The 17,434-nt window shown below is 69.1% G+C and carries 24 protein-coding genes; 10 read left to right on the forward strand and 14 right to left on the reverse strand.

The features are described from left to right. Position 1: 1 nt before the first annotated feature. The 4 genes from ASC61_RS07770 to ASC61_RS07780 form a co-directional block, all read right to left on the reverse strand. Positions 2-490 carry a low molecular weight protein-tyrosine-phosphatase gene (locus ASC61_RS07770; protein ID WP_056210747.1) on the reverse strand — a complete coding sequence of 163 codons (489 nt, stop codon included), beginning with the start codon at positions 488-490 and terminating at the stop codon, positions 2-4. Beyond that, complete coding sequence (locus ASC61_RS07775; protein ID WP_056210748.1) at positions 487-888, reverse strand: phage holin family protein; 402 nt, start codon at positions 886-888, stop codon at positions 487-489. The genes ASC61_RS07770 and ASC61_RS07775 overlap by 4 nt, the downstream gene beginning before the upstream one ends. Before the next feature lie 23 nt (positions 889-911). Then, positions 912-1,043, reverse strand: a complete 132-nt coding sequence (locus ASC61_RS20370) for a hypothetical protein (protein WP_268750608.1) — start codon at positions 1,041-1,043, stop codon at positions 912-914. 85 nt (positions 1,044-1,128) lie between these two features. Beyond that, on the reverse strand, positions 1,129-2,067 hold the full coding sequence (locus ASC61_RS07780; RefSeq protein WP_162243656.1) for an EamA family transporter: 939 nt from the start codon (positions 2,065-2,067) through the stop codon (positions 1,129-1,131). A 62-nt stretch (positions 2,068-2,129) separates the two neighbouring features. Between ASC61_RS07780 and ASC61_RS07785 the strand changes: the two genes are divergently transcribed. From ASC61_RS07785 to ASC61_RS07815, 7 genes are all read left to right on the forward strand, one after another. Next, complete coding sequence (locus ASC61_RS07785) at positions 2,130-3,107, forward strand: TIGR03557 family F420-dependent LLM class oxidoreductase (RefSeq protein ID WP_056210750.1); 978 nt, start codon at positions 2,130-2,132, stop codon at positions 3,105-3,107. A gap of 28 nt (positions 3,108-3,135) precedes the next feature. After that, the gene (locus ASC61_RS07790) at positions 3,136-4,194 is read left to right on the forward strand and encodes a histidinol-phosphate transaminase (protein WP_056210751.1); all 1,059 of its coding nucleotides are present in this window, start codon (positions 3,136-3,138) and stop codon (positions 4,192-4,194) included. Positions 4,195-4,476: 282 nt separating this feature from the next. After that, positions 4,477-5,607 carry a pyruvate dehydrogenase (acetyl-transferring) E1 component subunit alpha gene (pdhA, locus tag ASC61_RS07795; RefSeq protein WP_056210752.1) on the forward strand — a complete coding sequence of 377 codons (1,131 nt, stop codon included), beginning with the start codon at positions 4,477-4,479 and terminating at the stop codon, positions 5,605-5,607. Between the two features lie 76 nt (positions 5,608-5,683). Further along, positions 5,684-6,661, forward strand: coding sequence for an alpha-ketoacid dehydrogenase subunit beta (locus ASC61_RS07800; RefSeq protein WP_056210753.1), 978 nt, complete (start codon positions 5,684-5,686; stop codon positions 6,659-6,661). Between the two features lie 9 nt (positions 6,662-6,670). Next, positions 6,671-8,005 carry a dihydrolipoamide acetyltransferase family protein gene (locus ASC61_RS07805; protein ID WP_056210754.1) on the forward strand — a complete coding sequence of 445 codons (1,335 nt, stop codon included), beginning with the start codon at positions 6,671-6,673 and terminating at the stop codon, positions 8,003-8,005. A gap of 146 nt (positions 8,006-8,151) precedes the next feature. Further along, positions 8,152-8,562 (forward strand): Hsp20/alpha crystallin family protein, encoded by a 411-nt coding sequence (locus ASC61_RS07810; protein WP_235503515.1) that lies wholly within the window; start codon positions 8,152-8,154, stop codon positions 8,560-8,562. A gap of 139 nt (positions 8,563-8,701) precedes the next feature. Then, the gene (locus ASC61_RS07815; RefSeq protein WP_056210755.1) at positions 8,702-9,013 is read left to right on the forward strand and encodes a hypothetical protein; all 312 of its coding nucleotides are present in this window, start codon (positions 8,702-8,704) and stop codon (positions 9,011-9,013) included. Here ASC61_RS07815 and ASC61_RS07820 read toward each other — a convergent pair. Further along, positions 8,979-9,572 carry a DUF1684 domain-containing protein gene (locus tag ASC61_RS07820; RefSeq protein WP_056210756.1) on the reverse strand — a complete coding sequence of 198 codons (594 nt, stop codon included), beginning with the start codon at positions 9,570-9,572 and terminating at the stop codon, positions 8,979-8,981. The two genes, ASC61_RS07815 and ASC61_RS07820, sit on opposite strands and share 35 nt — an antisense overlap. Positions 9,573-9,596: 24 nt before the next feature. Further along, positions 9,597-9,902, reverse strand: a complete 306-nt coding sequence (locus ASC61_RS07825) for an NIPSNAP family protein (RefSeq protein WP_056210757.1) — start codon at positions 9,900-9,902, stop codon at positions 9,597-9,599. Between the two features lie 58 nt (positions 9,903-9,960). Between ASC61_RS07825 and ASC61_RS07830 the strand changes: the two genes are divergently transcribed. Together ASC61_RS07830 and ASC61_RS07835 are read left to right on the forward strand one after the other, a co-directional pair. After that, a complete protein-coding gene (locus ASC61_RS07830; RefSeq protein WP_056210758.1) occupies positions 9,961-11,256 on the forward strand; it encodes an MFS transporter in 1,296 nt (431 codons plus the stop codon). A gap of 15 nt (positions 11,257-11,271) precedes the next feature. Further along, on the forward strand, positions 11,272-11,841 hold the full coding sequence (locus ASC61_RS07835; RefSeq protein ID WP_056210759.1) for a GNAT family N-acetyltransferase: 570 nt from the start codon (positions 11,272-11,274) through the stop codon (positions 11,839-11,841). Here ASC61_RS07835 and ASC61_RS07840 read toward each other — a convergent pair. The 6 genes from ASC61_RS07840 to ASC61_RS07865 all read right to left on the reverse strand — a co-directional run bounded on the left by ASC61_RS07840 (position 11,829) and on the right by ASC61_RS07865 (position 16,055). After that, entirely contained in the window at positions 11,829-12,719 is an 891-nt protein-coding gene (locus ASC61_RS07840; RefSeq protein ID WP_056210760.1) for a hypothetical protein, read from the reverse strand. The two genes, ASC61_RS07835 and ASC61_RS07840, sit on opposite strands and share 13 nt — an antisense overlap. Further along, positions 12,720-13,073: a hypothetical protein gene (locus tag ASC61_RS07845; RefSeq protein ID WP_157439416.1), complete on the reverse strand. Its 354-nt coding sequence runs from the start codon at positions 13,071-13,073 to the stop codon at positions 12,720-12,722. 118 nt (positions 13,074-13,191) lie between these two features. Then, positions 13,192-13,644 (reverse strand): GNAT family N-acetyltransferase, encoded by a 453-nt coding sequence (locus ASC61_RS07850; RefSeq protein WP_056210762.1) that lies wholly within the window; start codon positions 13,642-13,644, stop codon positions 13,192-13,194. A gap of 138 nt (positions 13,645-13,782) precedes the next feature. Then, positions 13,783-14,718 (reverse strand): oxidoreductase, encoded by a 936-nt coding sequence (locus ASC61_RS07855; protein WP_056210763.1) that lies wholly within the window; start codon positions 14,716-14,718, stop codon positions 13,783-13,785. 28 nt (positions 14,719-14,746) lie between these two features. After that, the gene (locus tag ASC61_RS07860) at positions 14,747-15,544 is read right to left on the reverse strand and encodes a maleylpyruvate isomerase family mycothiol-dependent enzyme (protein WP_056210764.1); all 798 of its coding nucleotides are present in this window, start codon (positions 15,542-15,544) and stop codon (positions 14,747-14,749) included. Further along, a complete protein-coding gene (locus ASC61_RS07865; protein ID WP_056210765.1) occupies positions 15,531-16,055 on the reverse strand; it encodes a hypothetical protein in 525 nt (174 codons plus the stop codon). Before ASC61_RS07865 ends, ASC61_RS07860 begins: the two co-directional genes overlap by 14 nt. A 103-nt stretch (positions 16,056-16,158) precedes the next feature. Here ASC61_RS07865 and ASC61_RS07870 point away from each other — a divergent pair, with 103 nt between their 5' ends. Next, positions 16,159-16,572: a DoxX family protein gene (locus tag ASC61_RS07870; protein WP_056210766.1), complete on the forward strand. Its 414-nt coding sequence runs from the start codon at positions 16,159-16,161 to the stop codon at positions 16,570-16,572. Between the two features lie 57 nt (positions 16,573-16,629). On the opposite strand, the gene ASC61_RS07875 is transcribed toward ASC61_RS07870, so the two are convergent. Together ASC61_RS07875 and ASC61_RS07880 are read right to left on the reverse strand one after the other, a co-directional pair. Then, positions 16,630-16,923: a hypothetical protein gene (locus ASC61_RS07875; RefSeq protein WP_056210767.1), complete on the reverse strand. Its 294-nt coding sequence runs from the start codon at positions 16,921-16,923 to the stop codon at positions 16,630-16,632. Further along, positions 16,920-17,363, reverse strand: a complete 444-nt coding sequence (locus ASC61_RS07880) for a MarR family winged helix-turn-helix transcriptional regulator (RefSeq protein ID WP_056210768.1) — start codon at positions 17,361-17,363, stop codon at positions 16,920-16,922. Before ASC61_RS07880 ends, ASC61_RS07875 begins: the two co-directional genes overlap by 4 nt. Between the last annotated feature and the right edge of the window lie 71 nt (positions 17,364-17,434).

Here is a 17,434-nt window from a genome sequence, read left to right on the forward strand (position 1 = left end):
TTCAGCGGTCCATGAGGTCGGGCAGCCGTGCGACGAGCTCGTCGGTCGTACGTTCGATCATCGCGACCACCGCGGCGAATCCGTCGTCACCGCCGTAGTAGGGGTCCGGCACGTCGAGGTCGTCGTCCGACGCCTCGGGGTCGAACTCCCGGAACATGCGGACCTGCTCGACCTGCTGCACGGTCGGTGCCTGGTCGACGACGTCGGCGTAGTTGCTCGCGTCCATCGTGAGGAGCAGGTCGTTCTCGGCGTACCAGTCAGGTGAGAACGTACGTGCGCGGTGCCGCGTCGGGTCGTATCCCGCAGCCGTCAGCGTGGCCGCCGCCCGCGGGTCCATCGGATGTCCGACGTGCCAGTCACCCGTGCCCGACGACGCGACCTCGACCCGGTCGGCGAGGCCGGCCGCGACGAGCCGGTCCTCGAGGACGACATGCGCCATCGGCGACCGGCAGATGTTGCCGAGGCAGACCAGGGCGACGCGGTAGGTCACCGTGCTGGGCGCGGGTGGTTCTTGTTGGTGAAGCCGCCGAGCACCGCGTTGACGATCGAGATGACGATCGAGCCGAGGACTGCCCACCAGAAGCCGTCGACGTGGAACTCGACGCCGAACTTGTCGGTGACCCACTCGGTCAGCAGGAGCAGCAGCGCGTTGATCACCAGGAGCGCGAAGCCGAGCGTGACGATGATGAACGGCAGGGACAGGGTCTTGATGACCGGCGCCACGAACGCGTTGATCGCCGTGAAGACCAGAGCCACCAGGGCGATCGCCACCACACGCTCGCCGGTCGAGTCGCCGGCGACGCCGATGTTCATGTGGTCGCCGAGCAGGCCGGCGGCCGCCGCGAGGGCGAGTCCGCTGAGGATCCAAGCAGTCACAAATCTGGGCATGCCCGATTGTTGCACTGATGCCCTCAGGCGCTTTCGACGACGCGTCCGTCGTGCAACGTCAGCACGGCGTCCGCCCGCTCGACGAGCAGCGGGTCGTGGGTCGCGACGACCGCGGCGACTCCCGACCGGTGCACCAGGCCGACGATCAGGTGCACGGGCGTACGTCAGAGCTCCAGGTCGCACCGCGTCGCCCCCTGTCCCTGACGGACAGGCCGTCACCGTGCCATGAGTGGCTTCACCCTACGGCTGCGGGAGGACCGTTTCCACCCGTCGAGACGTCTGGGCGAGGACGATGCCGGCCAGCACCGCAGCCGCGCCGAGCGCCTGGACCGGCGTGAGCGACTCGCGGAACCAGGCCCAGCCGAGGACGTTGGCCAGCACGGGTTCGAGCATCGCGATCACCGTGACGATCGTCGCCGGGAGATGGCGCAGGGCGAGCATCTCGAGGAAGAACGGGACGACCGTGCCGAGCACGACGATGACGGCGATGACGAGCCACGGGTTGACCGAGTGGTCCTCGAGCCGGCCCAGCATCGAGGTCGACCCGGCCAGCCTCGGCATCTGCCAGAGCGGCTCGACCAGGTTCATCACGACAGTCGCCACGACGAACGCCCACAGGATGACGCGCAACGGGTCGTCGAGCCCGACATTGTGCTCGCCGAGCAGGAAGTAGGTCGCGAAGCTCACCGCCGCGAGCAGGGCCATGACGACGCCGAGGCCGTCGAACGTCAGGCCGTTCCACACCCGGCTGACGACCGCGAGGCCGACCACGGCGAGCCCCACCGCGAGCCACATCCGGCCGTGCACCGGCTCCTTGCGGACGAACCGCACCCAGAGCACGACGAGCACGGGTGCGAGGTACTCGATCAGCAGGGCGATGCCGAGCGGCAGCCGGTCGATCGCGACGTTGTAGGTCAGCTGGAGCGCCGCGACGCCGACCAGGCCGAGCGCGATGACGAGCAGCATCGCGGTGCCCTTGGGCCGGCGCAGTGCCGATCGACGGAAGCACGCGGCGTACGCGATGAAGACCAGCGTCGCGCCGGTGACGCGCACCGTCGTGAACGACTCGGGGCTGAGGCCGGAGCCCATCGCGACGCGGGACAGCCCGCCGTTGATGCCGAACAGCACGGCGGCGGTGATGACCAGCACGTAGCCGAGTCGGGCGTTGCGGGTGGTCACACGGTCGATCATGTCAGCGCCGTCGGACGTGTTCGCTCGCGGGCGCTGGGTACGGGACCGGCATGACCCGATTCGGCTACACCCTCATGTGCGAACAGTCCGACCCTCGCTCGCTCGTCCGCGATGCCGTTGCGGCCGAGGACGTCGGATTCGAGCTGGCCGTCATGAGCGACCACTTCAATCCTTGGCTCGACGAGCAGGGCCACAGCCCCAATGCGTGGCCCACGCTCGGTGCCGTGGCGCAGGCCACCGAGGCGCTCGAGCTCATGACGTACGTGACGTGTCCCATCGCCCGCTACCACCCTGCGGTCATCGCCCAGCAGGCCGCGACCGTGGGCCTGCTCAGCGACGGTCGCTTCACCTTGGGTCTCGGCGCTGGGGAGAACCTCAACGAGCACGTCGTCGGAGCCGGGTGGCCGCCGGCCAACGTACGCCACGAGCGCTTCACCGAGGCCCTCGACATCATCAACGCGCTGTTCGACGGCGGCTACGTCAACTACTCCGGTGAGCACTACCGGGTCGACTCCGCCAAGCTGTGGGACCTGCCGGACTCGCGCGTGCCGATCGGGGTCGCGGTCAGCGGCGAGCAGTCGATCGAGGTCGGCGCACCACGCGCCGACGTCATGATCGCGGTCGAGCCCGACCCCGAGCTGGGTCCGGCGTTCGACGCCAAGACGCGGGCGAGCGCGCCGGCCCGCAAGGTCGGCCAGCTGCCGATCAGCTGGGACGCCGACGTCGACGCCGCTCGTACACGCGCCCATGAGCAGTTCCGCTGGTTCGCCGGGGGCTGGAAGGTCAACGCCGAGCTGCCGGGTCCGTCGGCGTTCGCGGCGGCCTCCCAGTTCGTACGCCCGGAGGACGTCGCGGAGCAGATCCCCTGCGGCAACGATGTCGAGGCGATCGTCAAGGCCGTGAAGCCGTTCGTCGATGCCGGATTCACCGACGTGGCCCTCGTGCAGATCGGCGGGGACCAGCAGGAGACCTTCCTCGACGCCGCCCGTTCCGAGCTGCTGCCCGCACTCAAGGAGCAGCTCGGCTGACCGAACGGTCAGGTATTACGCTCGGGGCATGACGACGCCGCGCGCCCGACGAGCACTCGACGAGATCCCGGTCTACCGCCCGGGCAAGGCCGCTGCCTCGGAGGACCACAAGCTCTCCAGCAACGAGAACCCCTACGACCCGCTCCCGGGCGTCATGGAGCGGGCGGCCGTCGAGCTCGGCCGGATCAACCGCTATCCCGACGCCGGCACGACGGCGCTCTACGAGGCGCTGTCGGCGAAGCTCGACCTCTCACCGGACCACTTCGCGGCAAGCACCGGCTCGGTCGCCGTCCTGTACGCCCTGCTCAACGCCCACCTCGAGGCCGGCGACGAGGTCGTCTATGCCTGGCGCTCGTTCGAGGCCTATCCGATCGCCGCCGACCTCACCGGCGCAACCACGGTGCGCGTGCCGCTACGCCCCGACGCGACGCATGACCTCGACGCGATGGCAGCCGCGGTCACCGACCGCACGCGCGTCGTGCTCGTCTGCACGCCCAACAACCCGACCGGTCCCGTCGTGAAGGCTGCCGACCTCGCTCGCTTCCTCGCCGCCGTCCCCGAGCGGGTGCTCGTCGTGGTCGACGAGGCCTACGTCGAGTTCGTCCGCGATCCCGACGCAGCCGACGGTCTCACGGCGCTGGCCGCCCACGACAACGTCGTCGTGCTCCGCACGTTCTCCAAGGCGTACGGGCTGGCGGGCCTCCGCGTCGGCTACGCCGTCGCCCGTCCGCAGGTCGCCGAGGCGATCCGCAAGGCGACTCCGCCGTTTGCCATCACCGATCTCTCGCAGGCGGCCGCCGTCGCGTCGCTCGAGGCGGAGGCCGCGCTGGTCGAGCGGGTCGAGACGATCGTGCAGGAGCGCCACGCGATGGTCACGGCGCTGGGCGACCAGGGCTGGGAGCTGCCCGAGACCCAGGCCAACTTCGTGTGGTTGCCGCTCGGCGACGACGCGATGGACTTCGCGGCGTGGTGCGACCCGGTCTCGGTGCGGCCGTTCGCCGGAGACGGCGTACGCGTCAGTGTCGGCAGCCCGGCCGTAAACGCGATCTTCCTCGACCGGGCCGCCGCCTGGCGCAAAGAGCACTGAGGTCACCCCAGCGCCCTGCCTTCGCCGTCGTCGCAGGGCTGGTTGCAACAGACCGTCTGGAAATCCCGTCGCGCGCAGCCGCCACGTGACCATCGACCGTTCGGTGCGTTGTTTGGTCAGGCGGTCGTTGCCGGGATACGGTGGGTCCAGATGTGATGCCAGTCACGTCCATGTGAGCCCACCGATGTCCACCACCCCTGTGACACTGGTGTCTCGCATCTTCGACATCGGAGCGGCAATCCCGCGAACCGATCGATTGAGGGAGTCGCATTGAGCGCCACCATGCCCGACGCATACGTAGCCGACGATCCTGCTGGAGCCTTCCCACTGGTCCAGCTCCTGACCCCCGAGGGCGAACGCGTCTCTCACGCGGACTACGCGTACGACGGGGACGACGACACGATCCGCGGCCTGTTCCGTGACCTCGTCCTGAGCCGCCGCATCGACTTCGAGGCGCACGCACTGCAGCGTCACGGCGAGCTCGGCCTCTGGGCGCCGGCCCTCGGCCAGGAGGCCGCACAGATCGGCTCCGGTCGCGCGCTGCTCCCGCAGGACTTCGCGTTCCCCACCTACCGCGAGCACGGCGTGGCGTTGTGCCGCGGCGTCGACCCGGCGCTGCTCCTCGGCCTGTTCCGTGGTGTCGAGCTCGGTGGCTGGGACCCGGCCGAGCACGGCTTCGCGCTCTACAGCATCGTCATCGGCGCGCAGACCCTCCACGCGACGGGCTACGCGATGGGACTGACGCTCGACGGTGAGGTCGGTCGCAACGATCCCGAGCGCGACGCGGCCGTCATCGCCTACTTCGGCGACGGCGCCACGAGCCAGGGCGACGTCAACGAGGCGTTCGACTGGGCCGCGGTCTTCAACGCGCCCGTCGTGTTCTTCTGCCAGAACAACCAGTACGCGATCTCGGCCTCGACCGAGCGCAACACCCGCGGCCCGATCGCCCAGCGAGCCGGCGGCTTCGGCTTCGACGGCATCCGCGTCGACGGCAACGACGTCCTCGCGTGCCACGCCGTCACCACGGCGGCGATGCAGAAGGCCCGCAGCGGGGAGGGCCCGACGCTCATCGAGGCCTACACCTACCGCATGGGCGCCCACACGACGTCTGACGACCCCACGCGCTATCGCGACAGCTCCGAGGTCGAGACGTGGAAGCTCAAGGACCCCATCGAGCGGGTCAAGCGCTACCTGCTGACCCAGGGCACGCCGCAGGAGTTCTTCGACGAGCTCGACGTCGAGGCCGACGAGCTGGGCAAGCACCTGCGCGAGACCTGCAAGTCACTGCCCGACCCCGATCTCGCCGCCCTGTTCGACCACGTCTACGTCGACGGGTCGACCGAGCTCGAGGAGCAGAAGGCCCAGTACGTCGCGTTCAGAGACAGTCTCGAGCCGGAGGGGAGCGAGTCATGAGCGAGCGCCAGCGAGCGAACCAAAGGGCATTCATGCCGACGCCTCCGTACGGTGGTTTTATGACGGAGGTGACGGCATGAGCACGAAGATGCCGCTCGGCAAGGGCCTCAACGCAGGCCTGCGGGCCGCGATGGAGGCCGACGACAAGGTCCTGATCTTGGGAGAGGACGTCGGCAAGCTCGGCGGCGTCTTCCGCATCACCGACGGCCTGCAGAAGGACTTCGGCGAGAGCCGGGTCATCGATGCCCCCCTCGCCGAGAGCGGCATCGTCGGCACCGCAGTCGGTCTCGCATTCCGCGGCTACCGCCCGGTTCTCGAGATCCAGTTCGACGGCTTCGTCTACCCGGCCTACGACCAGATCGTCAGCCAGGTCGCCAAGCTGCACTTCCGCAGCCAGGGCCGGGTCAAGATGCCGATCGTGATCCGCATCCCGTTCGGTGGCGGCATCGGCGCGGTCGAGCACCACTCCGAGAGCCCTGAGGCGCAGTTCGCGCTCACCGCCGGTCTCAAGGTCGTGTCGTGCTCCAACGCCAACGACGCCTACTGGATGATCCAGCAGGCGATCGCGAGCGACGACCCCGTCGTGTTCATGGAGCCCAAGCGGCGCTACTGGGACCAGGGCGAGGTCGACACCGACTCCGAGCCGCTCCCGCTGCACGCGTCCAAGGTCGTCCGCGCCGGCACCGATGCGACCCTCATCGCGTACGGGCCGATGGTCAAGACCTGCCTGGAGTCCGCCGAGGCTGCCGCCGAGGAGGGCACGAGCGTCGAGGTCATCGACCTTCGCACCCTGTCGCCGCTCGACCTCGCACCGGTCTTCGAGTCCGTACGCCGCACCGGCCACGCGATCGTCGTGCACGAGGCGTCGCAGACGCTCGGGCTGGGCGCTGAGATCTCGTCCCGCATCACCGAGAGCTGCTTCTACTCCCTCGAGGCGCCGGTCATCCGGGTCACGGGCTATGACCTGCCCTATCCGCCGAGCCGCGTGGAGGAAGAGTTCCTGCCCGGGCTCGACCGCGTGCTCGAAGCGGTCGACCGTTCGCTGGCGTACTAGGAGTCCTTGATGAGTGAGTTCAAGCTGCCCGACGTGGGTGAGGGCCTGACCGAGGCCGAGATCGTGACCTGGAAGGTCTCCGTCGGTGACCAGATCAAGGTCAACGACATCATCGTCGACATCGAGACCGCCAAGTCGATCGTCGAGCTGCCCAGCCCCTATGAGGGCACCGTCGAGGCCCTGCTGGTCGACGAGGGCCAGACCGTCGACGTCGGCACTCCGATCATCCGCATCGCCTCCGGCGACGAGCCGGGGTCATCCGAGGGCCCGCACCTGCCCGAGGCGATGACCGCGGGTGAGTTCGCCGCCGCCGGCGACCTGGTGCCGGAGCCCGTGGCGACCCCCGCCATCAAGGCCAAGGAGGAGCGGCAGTCCGTCCTCGTCGGCTACGGACCGCGCGCCACGTCCACCAAGCGCCGTGCCCGCAAGGGTGCCGTGGCCTCGGTCGACACCGAGAAGGTGCCGCAGCGCTCGATCCGTGCGCTCGCCAAGCCGCCGGTCCGCAAGCTCGCCAAGGACCTGGGCATCGACCTCGACTCCGTGCCGGCGCAGGGTGACATCATCACCCGCGCCGACGTCGAGGCGTTCGCCGGTCTGCGCAGCGTGCAGCCCGCAACGCTCCCAACCAGCGCGTCGACCTCGCTAGAGGACCAGCGCATCCCGATCAAGGGTGTCCGCAAGATGACCGCCGAGGCCATGGTGTCGTCGGCGTTCACCGCGCCGCACGTCACCGAGTGGGTCACCGTCGACGTCTCCCGGACCATGGAGCTCGTCGCCCAGCTCAAGACCGACGACCGGTTCGCCGGTGTCCGGGTCTCGCCGCTGCTGATCGTCGCGCGTGCGGTGTGCCTGGCGATGCGCCGCACGCCCGAGCTCAACGCGACGTGGGACGACGCCGCACAGGAGATCGTGCTCAAGGGGGCGGTCAACCTCGGCGTCGCCGCGGCAACGCCTCGCGGACTCGTCGTCCCCAACATCGTCGGTGCCGACTCGATGACGATGCCGGAGCTGGCTCAGGCGTTCGCCGACCTCATCGCGACGGCGCGCGACGGCAAGACCCAGCCGGCGCAGATGAGCGGCGGATCGTTCACGATCACCAACATCGGGGTGTTCGGCATCGACGCCGGCACGCCGATCCTCAACCCCGGTGAGTCCGGGATCCTGGCGGTCGGGGCGATCAACAAGCGGCCGTGGGTCGGCGACGACGACGAGATCGTGGCTCGCTGGGTCACGACCCTGGCGTTGAGCTTCGACCATCGCGTCGTCGACGGCGAGCAGGGCTCGCGCTTCCTCGCCGACGTCGCCGCGATCCTGCGCGACCCGGCGCTCGCCCTGACGTTCTGACGAATCCGCTGCAACCGCAGCAGATTTTTAAGAATTTTCTCAGCGAATCGGGACTTGAACGCGACCTGTCGTTGTTCTATCTTCTGTCTCGTAAGAGTTGAGTCCGATGGACTCAAGTTTCGAAAGGAGATCTTCAGATGATGAACATGTCTTTTGACCCTTTCGGCGGCTTCGATCGCCTGACCACTCAGCTCACGTCGCGGACTCGACTCATGCCGGTCGACCTGTTCCGCGAAGGTGACCGCTACGTCCTGGCCGCCGACCTCCCGGGCATCGACCCCGGGTCGGTCGACGTCGATCTCGACGGGCACGTGCTGACCATCAGGGCCGAACGCACACCGGCGTCGCACGAGGGCGCCAAGTGGCTGGCCAAGGAACGTCCGTACGGCAGCTATGTCCGTCAGTTCAGCTTGGGCGACGGCATCGACACCGACGGAATCTCGGCGCACTACGACAACGGTGTCCTCAGCGTCGTGATCCCGGTGAGCGAGCGCGCCAAGCCTCGCAAGATCGACATCCTCGACAGAGCGAGCGAGCAGACGTCGATCTCGGCCTGACGCATCGAGACCGGGTGCCGGACCAGCTCAGGGTCCGGCACCCGGTTCTTCCTGTCGACACGGTCGGCATCGTGATCTAGCGTGAGTCCTATCACCGGTTAAGAAGCAGGCGGCGAACTCCCACCCCCAAGGGGTCGCCATGTCCTCGCTCCACCCTCACGCCGAGTGGTCCCTCTCGATCTATCGTGTGTCCGGCGACGCGTTCCAGCAGCGGATCCTGCGCGCGTTCCATCGCATCGCATGGCCCGGTATCACGGCGCTCGGCACGCAGGACGACGCGGAGTGCTTCGTGATCGTCGACTGCGAGTCCGAGCACCGCGCAGGACACGTCCGTGGAGTCATCCTGAGGATCGACCCCGACGCGGCGCAGACCGTGCGGGCGAACGCCGATGACCCGCGGCGCCCGACTCGTGGCCTCAGAGCTGTTCGCCCGCCTCGACCCGGGTCGTGACGGTGTTGCCCGCCGGAGCCAGCGGGCACTGCCAGCGCGGGTTGTAGCGACATGAGGGGTGGTACGCGTAGTTGAGGTCGAGCGTCAGTGACGTGGCGTCGCCGCCGAGCCACGAGCCCTTGGCGGTGTCGAGCACGTAGCGCCCGCCGCCGTAGCTGCCGTCGCCCGACGTCCCGTCGCGCAGCGGGATGAAGATGCCCCCGCCGTACTGGTGCAGCCACCACACGTCGAGGCTGCCGACCGGGAGGTCGACCCGGCCGATGAGCTTCATGGTGATCGTGCCGTCGCCGCCGGCGTCGACGAGTCGGTCGTCGGTGGGCTCCACCGCCAGCAGAGGCGCGTCGAACCGCAGCTCCGGGTCGTACGGCCAGTAGGGCAGACCCGTCTCACGCAGCGGGTCGTCCTCGAGCAGCGGGCTCTGCGGGTGCGTGCGGAAGAGCTCGTCGCGTGCCGCGCGCCATCGCGCATGACCGGCGGCGTGGTCGGGCTCGGCGCGTACGTCCGCGTACATCTCGTTGACGCGCCGGCGCCAGTCGACGAGGGTCAGGGAGTCAGCCATGCACCCACCGTGGCACACGGGCGGTCAAGACATCAGGGGCCGCATGAACGTGCGGTCGTAGCGCAGCACGCAGCCGCTCTCGTCGCGGAGGCGATCCGCCTCGACGAAGTCCGGATCGTTGCCGAACAGCGATCGGTACTCCTCGTATGCCGCGAGGCTCGGGAAGCTGAACAGCGCGAGCGCCCGGTCGCTCGCGCCCTCGGCGGGCAGGAAGTAGCCGTGATGAGTGCCGCCCTGCCGGTTGACGAGCTCCATCCAGCGCCGGCCGAACTCCTCGAAATCGGCGATCTTGCCGGGGTCGATGACGTAGTCGACAACGCAGGTGATCATGGTTCCACCGTCTCCCACCGCGGTCGGGACGGCACGTCGAGCGCACTAAACTGGATCGGTGAGCCAGCCTGCCGAGACCCGCCATCCCGGCGCGTACGCGGTCTGGCTCGTCGCCCTCCTGGTCTATCTCCTCGCGGTGTTCCACCGCTCGTCGCTGGCCGTCGCCGGCCTCGCCGCGACGGAGCGGTTCGACATCTCGGCAGCCCAGCTGGCAACGTTCACGATGCTGCAGCTGCTGGTCTACGCCGGCATGCAGATCCCGGTGGGTCTTCTGGTCGACCGATTCGGACCCCGACGGGTACTGCTGACCGGCGCGGTCACGCTGACGTTGGCGCAGGCCGGGTTCGCCTTCGCCGACACGTACGCTCTGGCGCTCGGGGCGCGGGTCTTCGTCGGCGTCGGCGACGCCATGACGTTCATCTGCGTGCTGCGGCTCGTCAACACCTGGTTCGCGCCGCGCCGCGTGCCGCTCATGACGCAGCTGACCGGCGTCACCGGCCAGCTCGGCGCGATCATCGCAGCGGTGCCGATGACCGTCGCCCTGCAGGACCTGGGCTGGACGAAGTCCTACCTGATCGCGGCGTCGCTGGGTGTCGTCCTGACGCTCGCCCTGGTCGTGTTCGTCCGCGACGCACCGGCCGCGCGTTCGGTGAGCGGCTCCGCGCTCTCCCGCAGCGGCATCCAGCGCAGCCTCGGCGCCTCGTGGGCGCAGCCGGGCACGCGGCTCGGATTCTGGATGCACTTCACGACCCAGTTCAGTGCCACGACATTCGGGCTGCTGTGGGGCTATCCGTTCTTCGTGCGCGGCGAGGGCCGGTCCGACCACATGGCCGGGCTGCTGCTGACGTTGATGGTGGTGGCCGTGATGTGCGCCGGCCCGGTGCTGGGCTGGGCGATCACCCGCCACCCGTGGCAGCGGTCGACGCTCGTGATCGGGATCGTCGCCACGATCGTCGTGGTCTGGACCGTTGTCCTGGCGTGGCGCGGCCCCGCTCCGCTGGCGGTGCTCGTGGTGCTCGTCATCGTGATGGGCGTCGGCGGACCGGCATCGATGATCGGCTTCGACCTCGCCCGGACGTCCAACCCGGCCGACCGGCTCGGCAGTGCCACGGCGATCGTCAACCAGGCCGGCTTCGTCGCGAGCCTCGTGCTGGTCGTCGCGATCGGACTGATCCTCGACTGGCGCACGCCGGGCGCGTCGACGGCCTACACGCCGTCGGCCTTCCGGTGGGCGATGTCGTTCCAGTACGTCCTGTGGTTCCTCGGCCTGGCGCAGATCTGGCGCTACCGGGTCAGGTCGCGGGCCAAGGTCATGGCCGAGGAGCCCGAGGCCTACGGCCGCACGCGCGGCTAGCTGAGATCATGAGTCATGGGTTCCCGACTTGATGACGCCGACTGGCCCGTACGCACCGAGCGACTGGTGCTCCGCCGTTTCGCCGACGGCGACCCCGCTCGGATCTTCGCCTACCGGTCGCGCGCCGATGTGGCTGAGTGGATCGGCGGAGTCACCACCGATGCCGACGCCCTCGCCGAGCGCTTCGGCGACGGCGCGACGGCGGTGATCGTCGAGCACGACGGCCGGCTGATCGGCGACCTGATGGTCAAGGTCCAGGACGCCTACGCCCAGCGCGAGGTGGCTGAGCTTGCGGAGGCCACCGAGGCTGAGCTCGGCTGGGTGTTCGATCCCGCGCACCACGGTCAAGGTCTCGCGACCGAAGCCATTCGCGAGCTGCTGCGGATCTGCTTCGAGGACCTCGGGCTGCGCCGGGTCGTGGCCCTGTGCTTCGCGGCCAACGAGCCGTCGTGGCGCCTGATGGAGCGCCTCGGGATGCGCCGCGAGGCCCACAACGTCAAGGACTCGCTGCACCGTGACCACGGCTGGCTGGACGGGTATGCCTATGCGCTCCTCGCCGACGAGTGGCGTGCTCAGGCGTTGTAGACCACGATCTCCCGGCGAGCGCGCTCGATCGCGCCGGTCATGCCCGCGTAGGTGATGGTCGCCAGGACCCACCAGTGGATCGAGTTGTGCACCGCCTCGACGGTCGGCGAGGCCTCGGCCGGCAGCGTCAGCTCGAACGGGATCTCGGTCGTCACGCCCTGCGCCAGCATCAGGTCCTTGGCCACCGTGACGTGCGGCCGGCTGAACCACTCGATGTCGGGCGACGGCGGCTTCTCGAGCGGGTGCGAGACCTGCGGGCGATAGAAACGTACGTCGGCGGTCGCCGACCTGGTGACCGGCTCGGTCGGCGTCACCGAGATCGTGCCGCGGACGACGGAGCCGGCCCGGTAGGCCAAGGCGTCCGTGACGATCTCGAACCGAATGCTGTGGGCCATCGCCCGCTCGCCTTGGACGAGTCGTGTCTCCGTCGGCAGCGGATCGGGCGCGGGCGTGAGCACCGTGAACGCGGCCTCGGCCTCGGGCGACTTGCCCTTGCGCTTGACCTTGAGCCGGGCCTGCCAGGCGACGGCGGGATCGGAGGTGCCGGGCGACCACGACGGCAGCCGTACGGTCGCGGTGTGCGTCCCGGCCGCGAGGGTGCCACCGGCGAACACGATCGGGGCGTCGCCGGCCGCGACCCAGTCCGTGGCGTCGCTGCGGCCCCCGGCACTCGTCGGCCCGACCAGGTCGGTCGTGTTGTTGCGGGCCCATTCGTACTTGTACGTGTTGACGTAGCCGATTTCGATCCGCGCGTCGGTGACGTCGTCGAGCGGCTCGTCGAGGGTGACGGTCGCGGTGACCGACTCGGTCGGCAGGAGCGGACGGTCGGGAGTGACCGACATCGTGGCGCCGGAGCGACGCCGCGGGAGCAGCCTCACTCAGGCACTCGGCTTCTCGCCGCCGAGACGCTTCCAGAACCACCCGGTGCAGAACCACCAGATCTGGAACAGGACCCATCCGACGGCCTTCAGGACGATCATGACGGGCCAGGCGATCAGGACGCCGAGGAGCCAGAACGGGTAGAGGATGCCGAGGCACAGCCAGAGGAACTGCTTGATGCCGGCCGGGTACTCCTTGACCATGCCGAAGTAGTTCCTCGGATGGGCGGCCGCGAGCAGCTTCTGCGGCATGGAACGGGCGTCGGCGACTTCCTGCTCGAGGTCCGTGGAGGCGGGGCCGCGCTCGGCGCCGGTGAGTCCGCGTTGCGGCGGGGGAGGCTCGTTGATGGACATGTCGATCACAGTAGGGCTCGCGCACCGGCCGCCGCCGAGAATTGGCGGAAGATCAACGAGAAGACGGGCCACCGACCTGCGTTCGGTCGATGGCCCGCCACGAGGTCGGGTCGGAGGGTCAGGCCTCGTCGGGCTCGCGGACCAGCATGAGGTTGGTCTTGCCGTCGTGCGTCAGCGCGCCGACCTCCTCGAAGCCACGGCTCTCGTGGAACGCGAGGGACACGTCGTTGGTGTCGTAGACCTCGAGCGCGACGGGTGTGTCGCCCTCGATCTCCTCGTAGAGCTGGGAGGCCACGCCCTTGCGACGGTGCTCGTCGGACACCACGATGCGGTCGAGGTAGACGTAGTCGTCGACGAGCTTGTCCTCGAACCAGCGATAGCGGCTCGAGTCGTACTCGGCGCCCGGCGGGAGGGTGATGACGAAGCCGGCGATGTCGCCGGAGTCTTCCGCGACGAGCGCCTGGTCGGACATCTTGACAAGGAGCGAGAGGCTCTCGTTGTCGAGTGGACCGACGCCCTCGAGGGCGTTCTGGTTGAGGTGGACGATGGTGTCGAAGTCTGAATGCGTCATGTCTCGGATCATTGACCTCGACGTTACGTCAACCTGGCGCCGAAGGCACGCGAGGACGGGGTCGGTGTGGGCGATCCCACATGGCCCGCATTGCAGGGAAAACCGGGATTTCCACCGGCATCGCAGGGCACTTCTGGGTCAGACGTCGAACGTCTCGCCGATGGCCGACTCGGACGCCGACCACAGGTCGCGGGCGAGCTCCTCGTCGCGCGCCGCCCGGCTCGGGGTCACGATCTTGGGCTTGCCGCGAAGCCCGCGGATGCCCGACGGGCCGACGTACTCACCGCCGCTCAGACGTGGATCCGTGGCCGCCATCAGCAGCGGCATGGCGCCGGCCGCGGCGGACTGCGCGATGATCCGGCTGACCTGGTGCATGCCCATGCCCGGCAAGGACAGACCGCTGCTCGTCGGGCCGGTCTTCGTGATGTTGGTGGCGGCGTAGCCCGGGTGGGCGCCGACACTCACCACGTCCAGCCCTGCGGCCTTGGCGCGGCGGTCCAGCTCGAGGGCGAACAGCAGGTTGGCGAGCTTGGACTGCCCGTACGACTGCCAGCGGCGGTAGGGCTGGGGCGAGCCCTCCGGCGTGAGCGACGTCAGGTCGATGCTGCCGACCGCCGTGTGGGCCAGCGAGGCGACCGAGACGATGCGGGCTGAGCTGTCGCGCAGCACGGGCCACAGGGCGGCGGTCCAGGCGAAGTGCCCGATGTGGTTGGTGCCGATCTGCAGCTCGAACCCGTCGGCCGTCGACGAGTAGCGCGGCGGCACCATGATGCCGGCGTTGTTGACGAGGATGTCGACCCGGTCGTACGCCTTGGTGACCTCGGCCGCAGCGCGACGTACGTCGGCGAGGTCCGCGAGGTCGAGCGAGACGACCTCGACGTGTGCGCCCGCTGCCTTGTCGGCGATGCGGGACACGGCGGTCTCGGCCTTGCGCTCGTCGCGAGCCGTCACGACGAGGTCGGCGCCGGCCCGGCCCAGGCCGATCGCAGTCTGCAGGCCGAGTCCGCCGGTCACTCCCGTGATCAGGGCTCGCTTGCCGGTGAGGTCAGGGATGTCGTGCGTGCTCCAGCTCATCGCGCCAGCGTAGAGGAAGGTGCCACGGTCAGGACATGATCGTCATGGCGGCGAGGGTCGCCCGGGCAAGCTCCTCGTCACCTTCGACCGCGACGTCGACCTGGTCGGGTGCGCGGCGTCCCGCCGTCAGCACCGTGAAGGCCTCGGTCGACATCGTCAGCGTCGCGGAGGGCTCGTCGAGCGTCTCGATCGCGCTGGCCCGGCCGTCCTCGCCGACCCGCACCACGAGCTCGAGCGGTGTCTCTCCGGTCACCTCCCAGCGCACGGTCGACATGGCCGGCGGTCGGACCTTCTTGCCCAGGACGAACGGCATCGCGAACGAGAACGTCATGACGGCGACCTGCGCGCCGGTGCTGTCGAGGCCTCCCGGACGTCCGGTCGCGCGGCGGATGTCCTGCTCGTGCACCCAGACGTCGACCGAGCGGTTGCGAAGCAGGGTGTCCCAGCTCCAGGCGACGCCGCCGGGGGTGACCGGCGCGAGGGCCGAAGGGTCCTCTGGCAGGTCTGCGAGCCGGGCCGCGCGCAGCTCGACGGCCGAGGCGAACTCCTCGACGAGCTCGGCGGGCGTACGGTCCCGGCGCGCCGCGACGCCGGCCGCGGTGTAGGCCGACGCGACGTCCGAGCCGCCGGCGCTCTCGTAGGTGTTCTGCTCCGCGCGGCACAGCTCGGACTCGAGATGAGCCAGGTGCGCCAGGACGTCCTTGACGGTCCACTCGGTGCAGTCGGTCTGCCGCGCCCAGTCCGCGTCGTCGAGCTCGGCCGCCAGGGCCACGATCGAGTCGGCCGACTCGCGCCACCCGCGAACGTACGTGTCAAGCAGATTCACGGGCGGTCTCCTGACGCTGTTGGCGACGACACCAGAAGACATACCCCGCAAAGGCCACGGCCACCGTGAGTCCGAGGATGCCGATGCCCTTGGCGTTGTTGGCGCGGGACTCGAATCCGGTCACCGTCGCCCAGGCGTACGACGCGTTGTCGACCCGCCTGTCGCGCGGGGTGCACTGCACGCGCATCCCGTTGGCGCCCGCGTCGAGCAGACCGATCAGGTGCCACTGGTTGCCCTCGTTGTCGACCGTGATGTCGAGCGCCGCGCGGGGGATGTCGACCGGCTTCTTGTCGCGGCCCGTGGCGCGGCAGGTGACGTTGCGCTCGGGCTGCAGGATGTCGGTGAACACCACGAGGGTCGTGCCCTGGGCATCCGCGCGCACGGTCGTCGGCGTGACGGTGACCTCGCGCACTGGGTCCCACGCCCCGGCGGCGACGACGGTCGCGATCATCACGCTGCCCAGTGCGAACAGGAACGCCGCCAGGTACCAGAGCGGATTGACCGGTTTCACGCAGCCACCTTCCCACATCGAGACGGGTTGACCGGTGCTTGACGCGTCCGGTGAGGAGGGCCAGACTGCCCGATTGACGACTCAATCACCTGAGAGGCACCTCATGGACGAAATCTTCCTCATCGGACGCATCTTGTTCGCCTATCTGTTCATCGGATCGGGGATCGGCCACCTGACCCAGACCGCCGCGATGGCGGGCTACGCGGAGTCGCGTGGTGTGTCGAATTCCAAGCTCATGGTCCAGATCAGCGGCGTGGCCATGATCCTCGGCGCCGTGTCGATCGTGTTCGGCATCTGGGGTGACATCGGTGCGCTGGGGCTCGCCATCCTGCTGGTCATCACGGCCGTCATGATGCACGCGTTCTGGAAGGAGACGGACCCGACCAACAAGATGATGGAGATGGTCCAGTTCAACAAGGACATCGCCCTCGCCGGTGGCGCGCTCGCGATCTTCTTCGTCCTGGGCAGCGACTTCGCGCCCTACACGATCAGCAACCCGCTGATCAGCTGGTACTAGTCGTACGCACGAGGCCCCCGCGACCGGCTGGTCGTGGGGGCCTCGTGGTGTCGCGGGTCAGAACAGCAGGACGTACGCCGCGACGGTCGGCACCAGCGCGACTGCCGACCAGAGGAGCGAGAACGGCCGGGTGCCCAGGATCGCGCGGGTCGCGGCACAGACGACGAGGGCGACGACGCCCGACATGAACGTCAGCAGGGCGGCGTCGGACCGACGACCCTGGTCCAGCAGGACGTACGAGACGCCGATCAGTCCCAGCACGCCGTGGATCGTGACGGCGAGGAAGCCGATCGCTGCCACCCTCCGGCGTACGCGGTCGAGGGCGACGGCCTCGGTGGTGCGGCCGGTCATGCCGGCACCGTCTCGGCGGCGTCGATGATGCGGTGCAGCACGGCGTTGGTGGCCCGCAGGTCCTCGACGCTCATGCCGAACCGCACGAGCATCGTCGCCGGCACCTTCAGGGCCTTGCGTCGCAGGGCACGGCCCGTCGCCGTGAGGGCGACCTCGACCAGCCGCTCGTCGGCGCTGGATCGCTCGCGCGTCACGAGCTCGGCCTGCTCGAGCCGCTTGACCAGCGGTGAGACGGTCGCGGGCTCGAGGTGCAGCAGCTCGCCGAGGGCCTTGACGCTCAGTGTCCCGTGCTCCCACAGCGCCAGCATCGTGAGGTACTGCGGATGCGTGAGGCCCAAGGGCTCCAGCACCGTGCGATAGCTCGCGATGACACTGCGGGACGCGACGGCCAGCGCGAAGCAGACCTGCTCCTCGAGAGCCAGAGGGTTGATGTCGTCCATATCACCAGTGTACGAATGATTAGTGCACTAATCAAATGGCAGGACGAAGGCCCCCACCCAGACGGTGGGGG

It is taken from the genome of Aeromicrobium sp. Root344, assembly GCF_001425755.1.
In the GTDB taxonomy this organism is placed as follows: domain Bacteria; phylum Actinomycetota; class Actinomycetes; order Propionibacteriales; family Nocardioidaceae; genus Aeromicrobium.

Coding starts and splice junctions, on each gene's coding strand:
- ASC61_RS07775 (WP_056210748.1), bottom strand. CDS start 888: ATGCCCAGATTTGTGACTGCTTGGATCCTCAGCGGACTCGCCCTCGCG.
- ASC61_RS07785 (WP_056210750.1), top strand. CDS start 2,130: ATGACCCGATTCGGCTACACCCTCATGTGCGAACAGTCCGACCCTCGC.
- ASC61_RS07790 (WP_056210751.1), top strand. CDS start 3,136: ATGACGACGCCGCGCGCCCGACGAGCACTCGACGAGATCCCGGTCTAC.
- pdhA (WP_056210752.1), top strand. CDS start 4,477: ATGCCCGACGCATACGTAGCCGACGATCCTGCTGGAGCCTTCCCACTG.
- ASC61_RS07800 (WP_056210753.1), top strand. CDS start 5,684: ATGAGCACGAAGATGCCGCTCGGCAAGGGCCTCAACGCAGGCCTGCGG.
- ASC61_RS07805 (WP_056210754.1), top strand. CDS start 6,671: ATGAGTGAGTTCAAGCTGCCCGACGTGGGTGAGGGCCTGACCGAGGCC.
- ASC61_RS07810 (WP_235503515.1), top strand. CDS start 8,152: ATGTCTTTTGACCCTTTCGGCGGCTTCGATCGCCTGACCACTCAGCTC.
- ASC61_RS07815 (WP_056210755.1), top strand. CDS start 8,702: ATGTCCTCGCTCCACCCTCACGCCGAGTGGTCCCTCTCGATCTATCGT.
- ASC61_RS07820 (WP_056210756.1), bottom strand. CDS start 9,572: ATGGCTGACTCCCTGACCCTCGTCGACTGGCGCCGGCGCGTCAACGAG.
- ASC61_RS07825 (WP_056210757.1), bottom strand. CDS start 9,902: ATGATCACCTGCGTTGTCGACTACGTCATCGACCCCGGCAAGATCGCC.
- ASC61_RS07835 (WP_056210759.1), top strand. CDS start 11,272: ATGGGTTCCCGACTTGATGACGCCGACTGGCCCGTACGCACCGAGCGA.
- ASC61_RS07845 (WP_157439416.1), bottom strand. CDS start 13,073: ATGTCCATCAACGAGCCTCCCCCGCCGCAACGCGGACTCACCGGCGCC.
- ASC61_RS07850 (WP_056210762.1), bottom strand. CDS start 13,644: ATGACGCATTCAGACTTCGACACCATCGTCCACCTCAACCAGAACGCC.
- ASC61_RS07855 (WP_056210763.1), bottom strand. CDS start 14,718: ATGAGCTGGAGCACGCACGACATCCCTGACCTCACCGGCAAGCGAGCC.
- ASC61_RS07870 (WP_056210766.1), top strand. CDS start 16,159: ATGGACGAAATCTTCCTCATCGGACGCATCTTGTTCGCCTATCTGTTC.
- ASC61_RS07875 (WP_056210767.1), bottom strand. CDS start 16,923: ATGACCGGCCGCACCACCGAGGCCGTCGCCCTCGACCGCGTACGCCGG.
- ASC61_RS07880 (WP_056210768.1), bottom strand. CDS start 17,363: ATGGACGACATCAACCCTCTGGCTCTCGAGGAGCAGGTCTGCTTCGCG.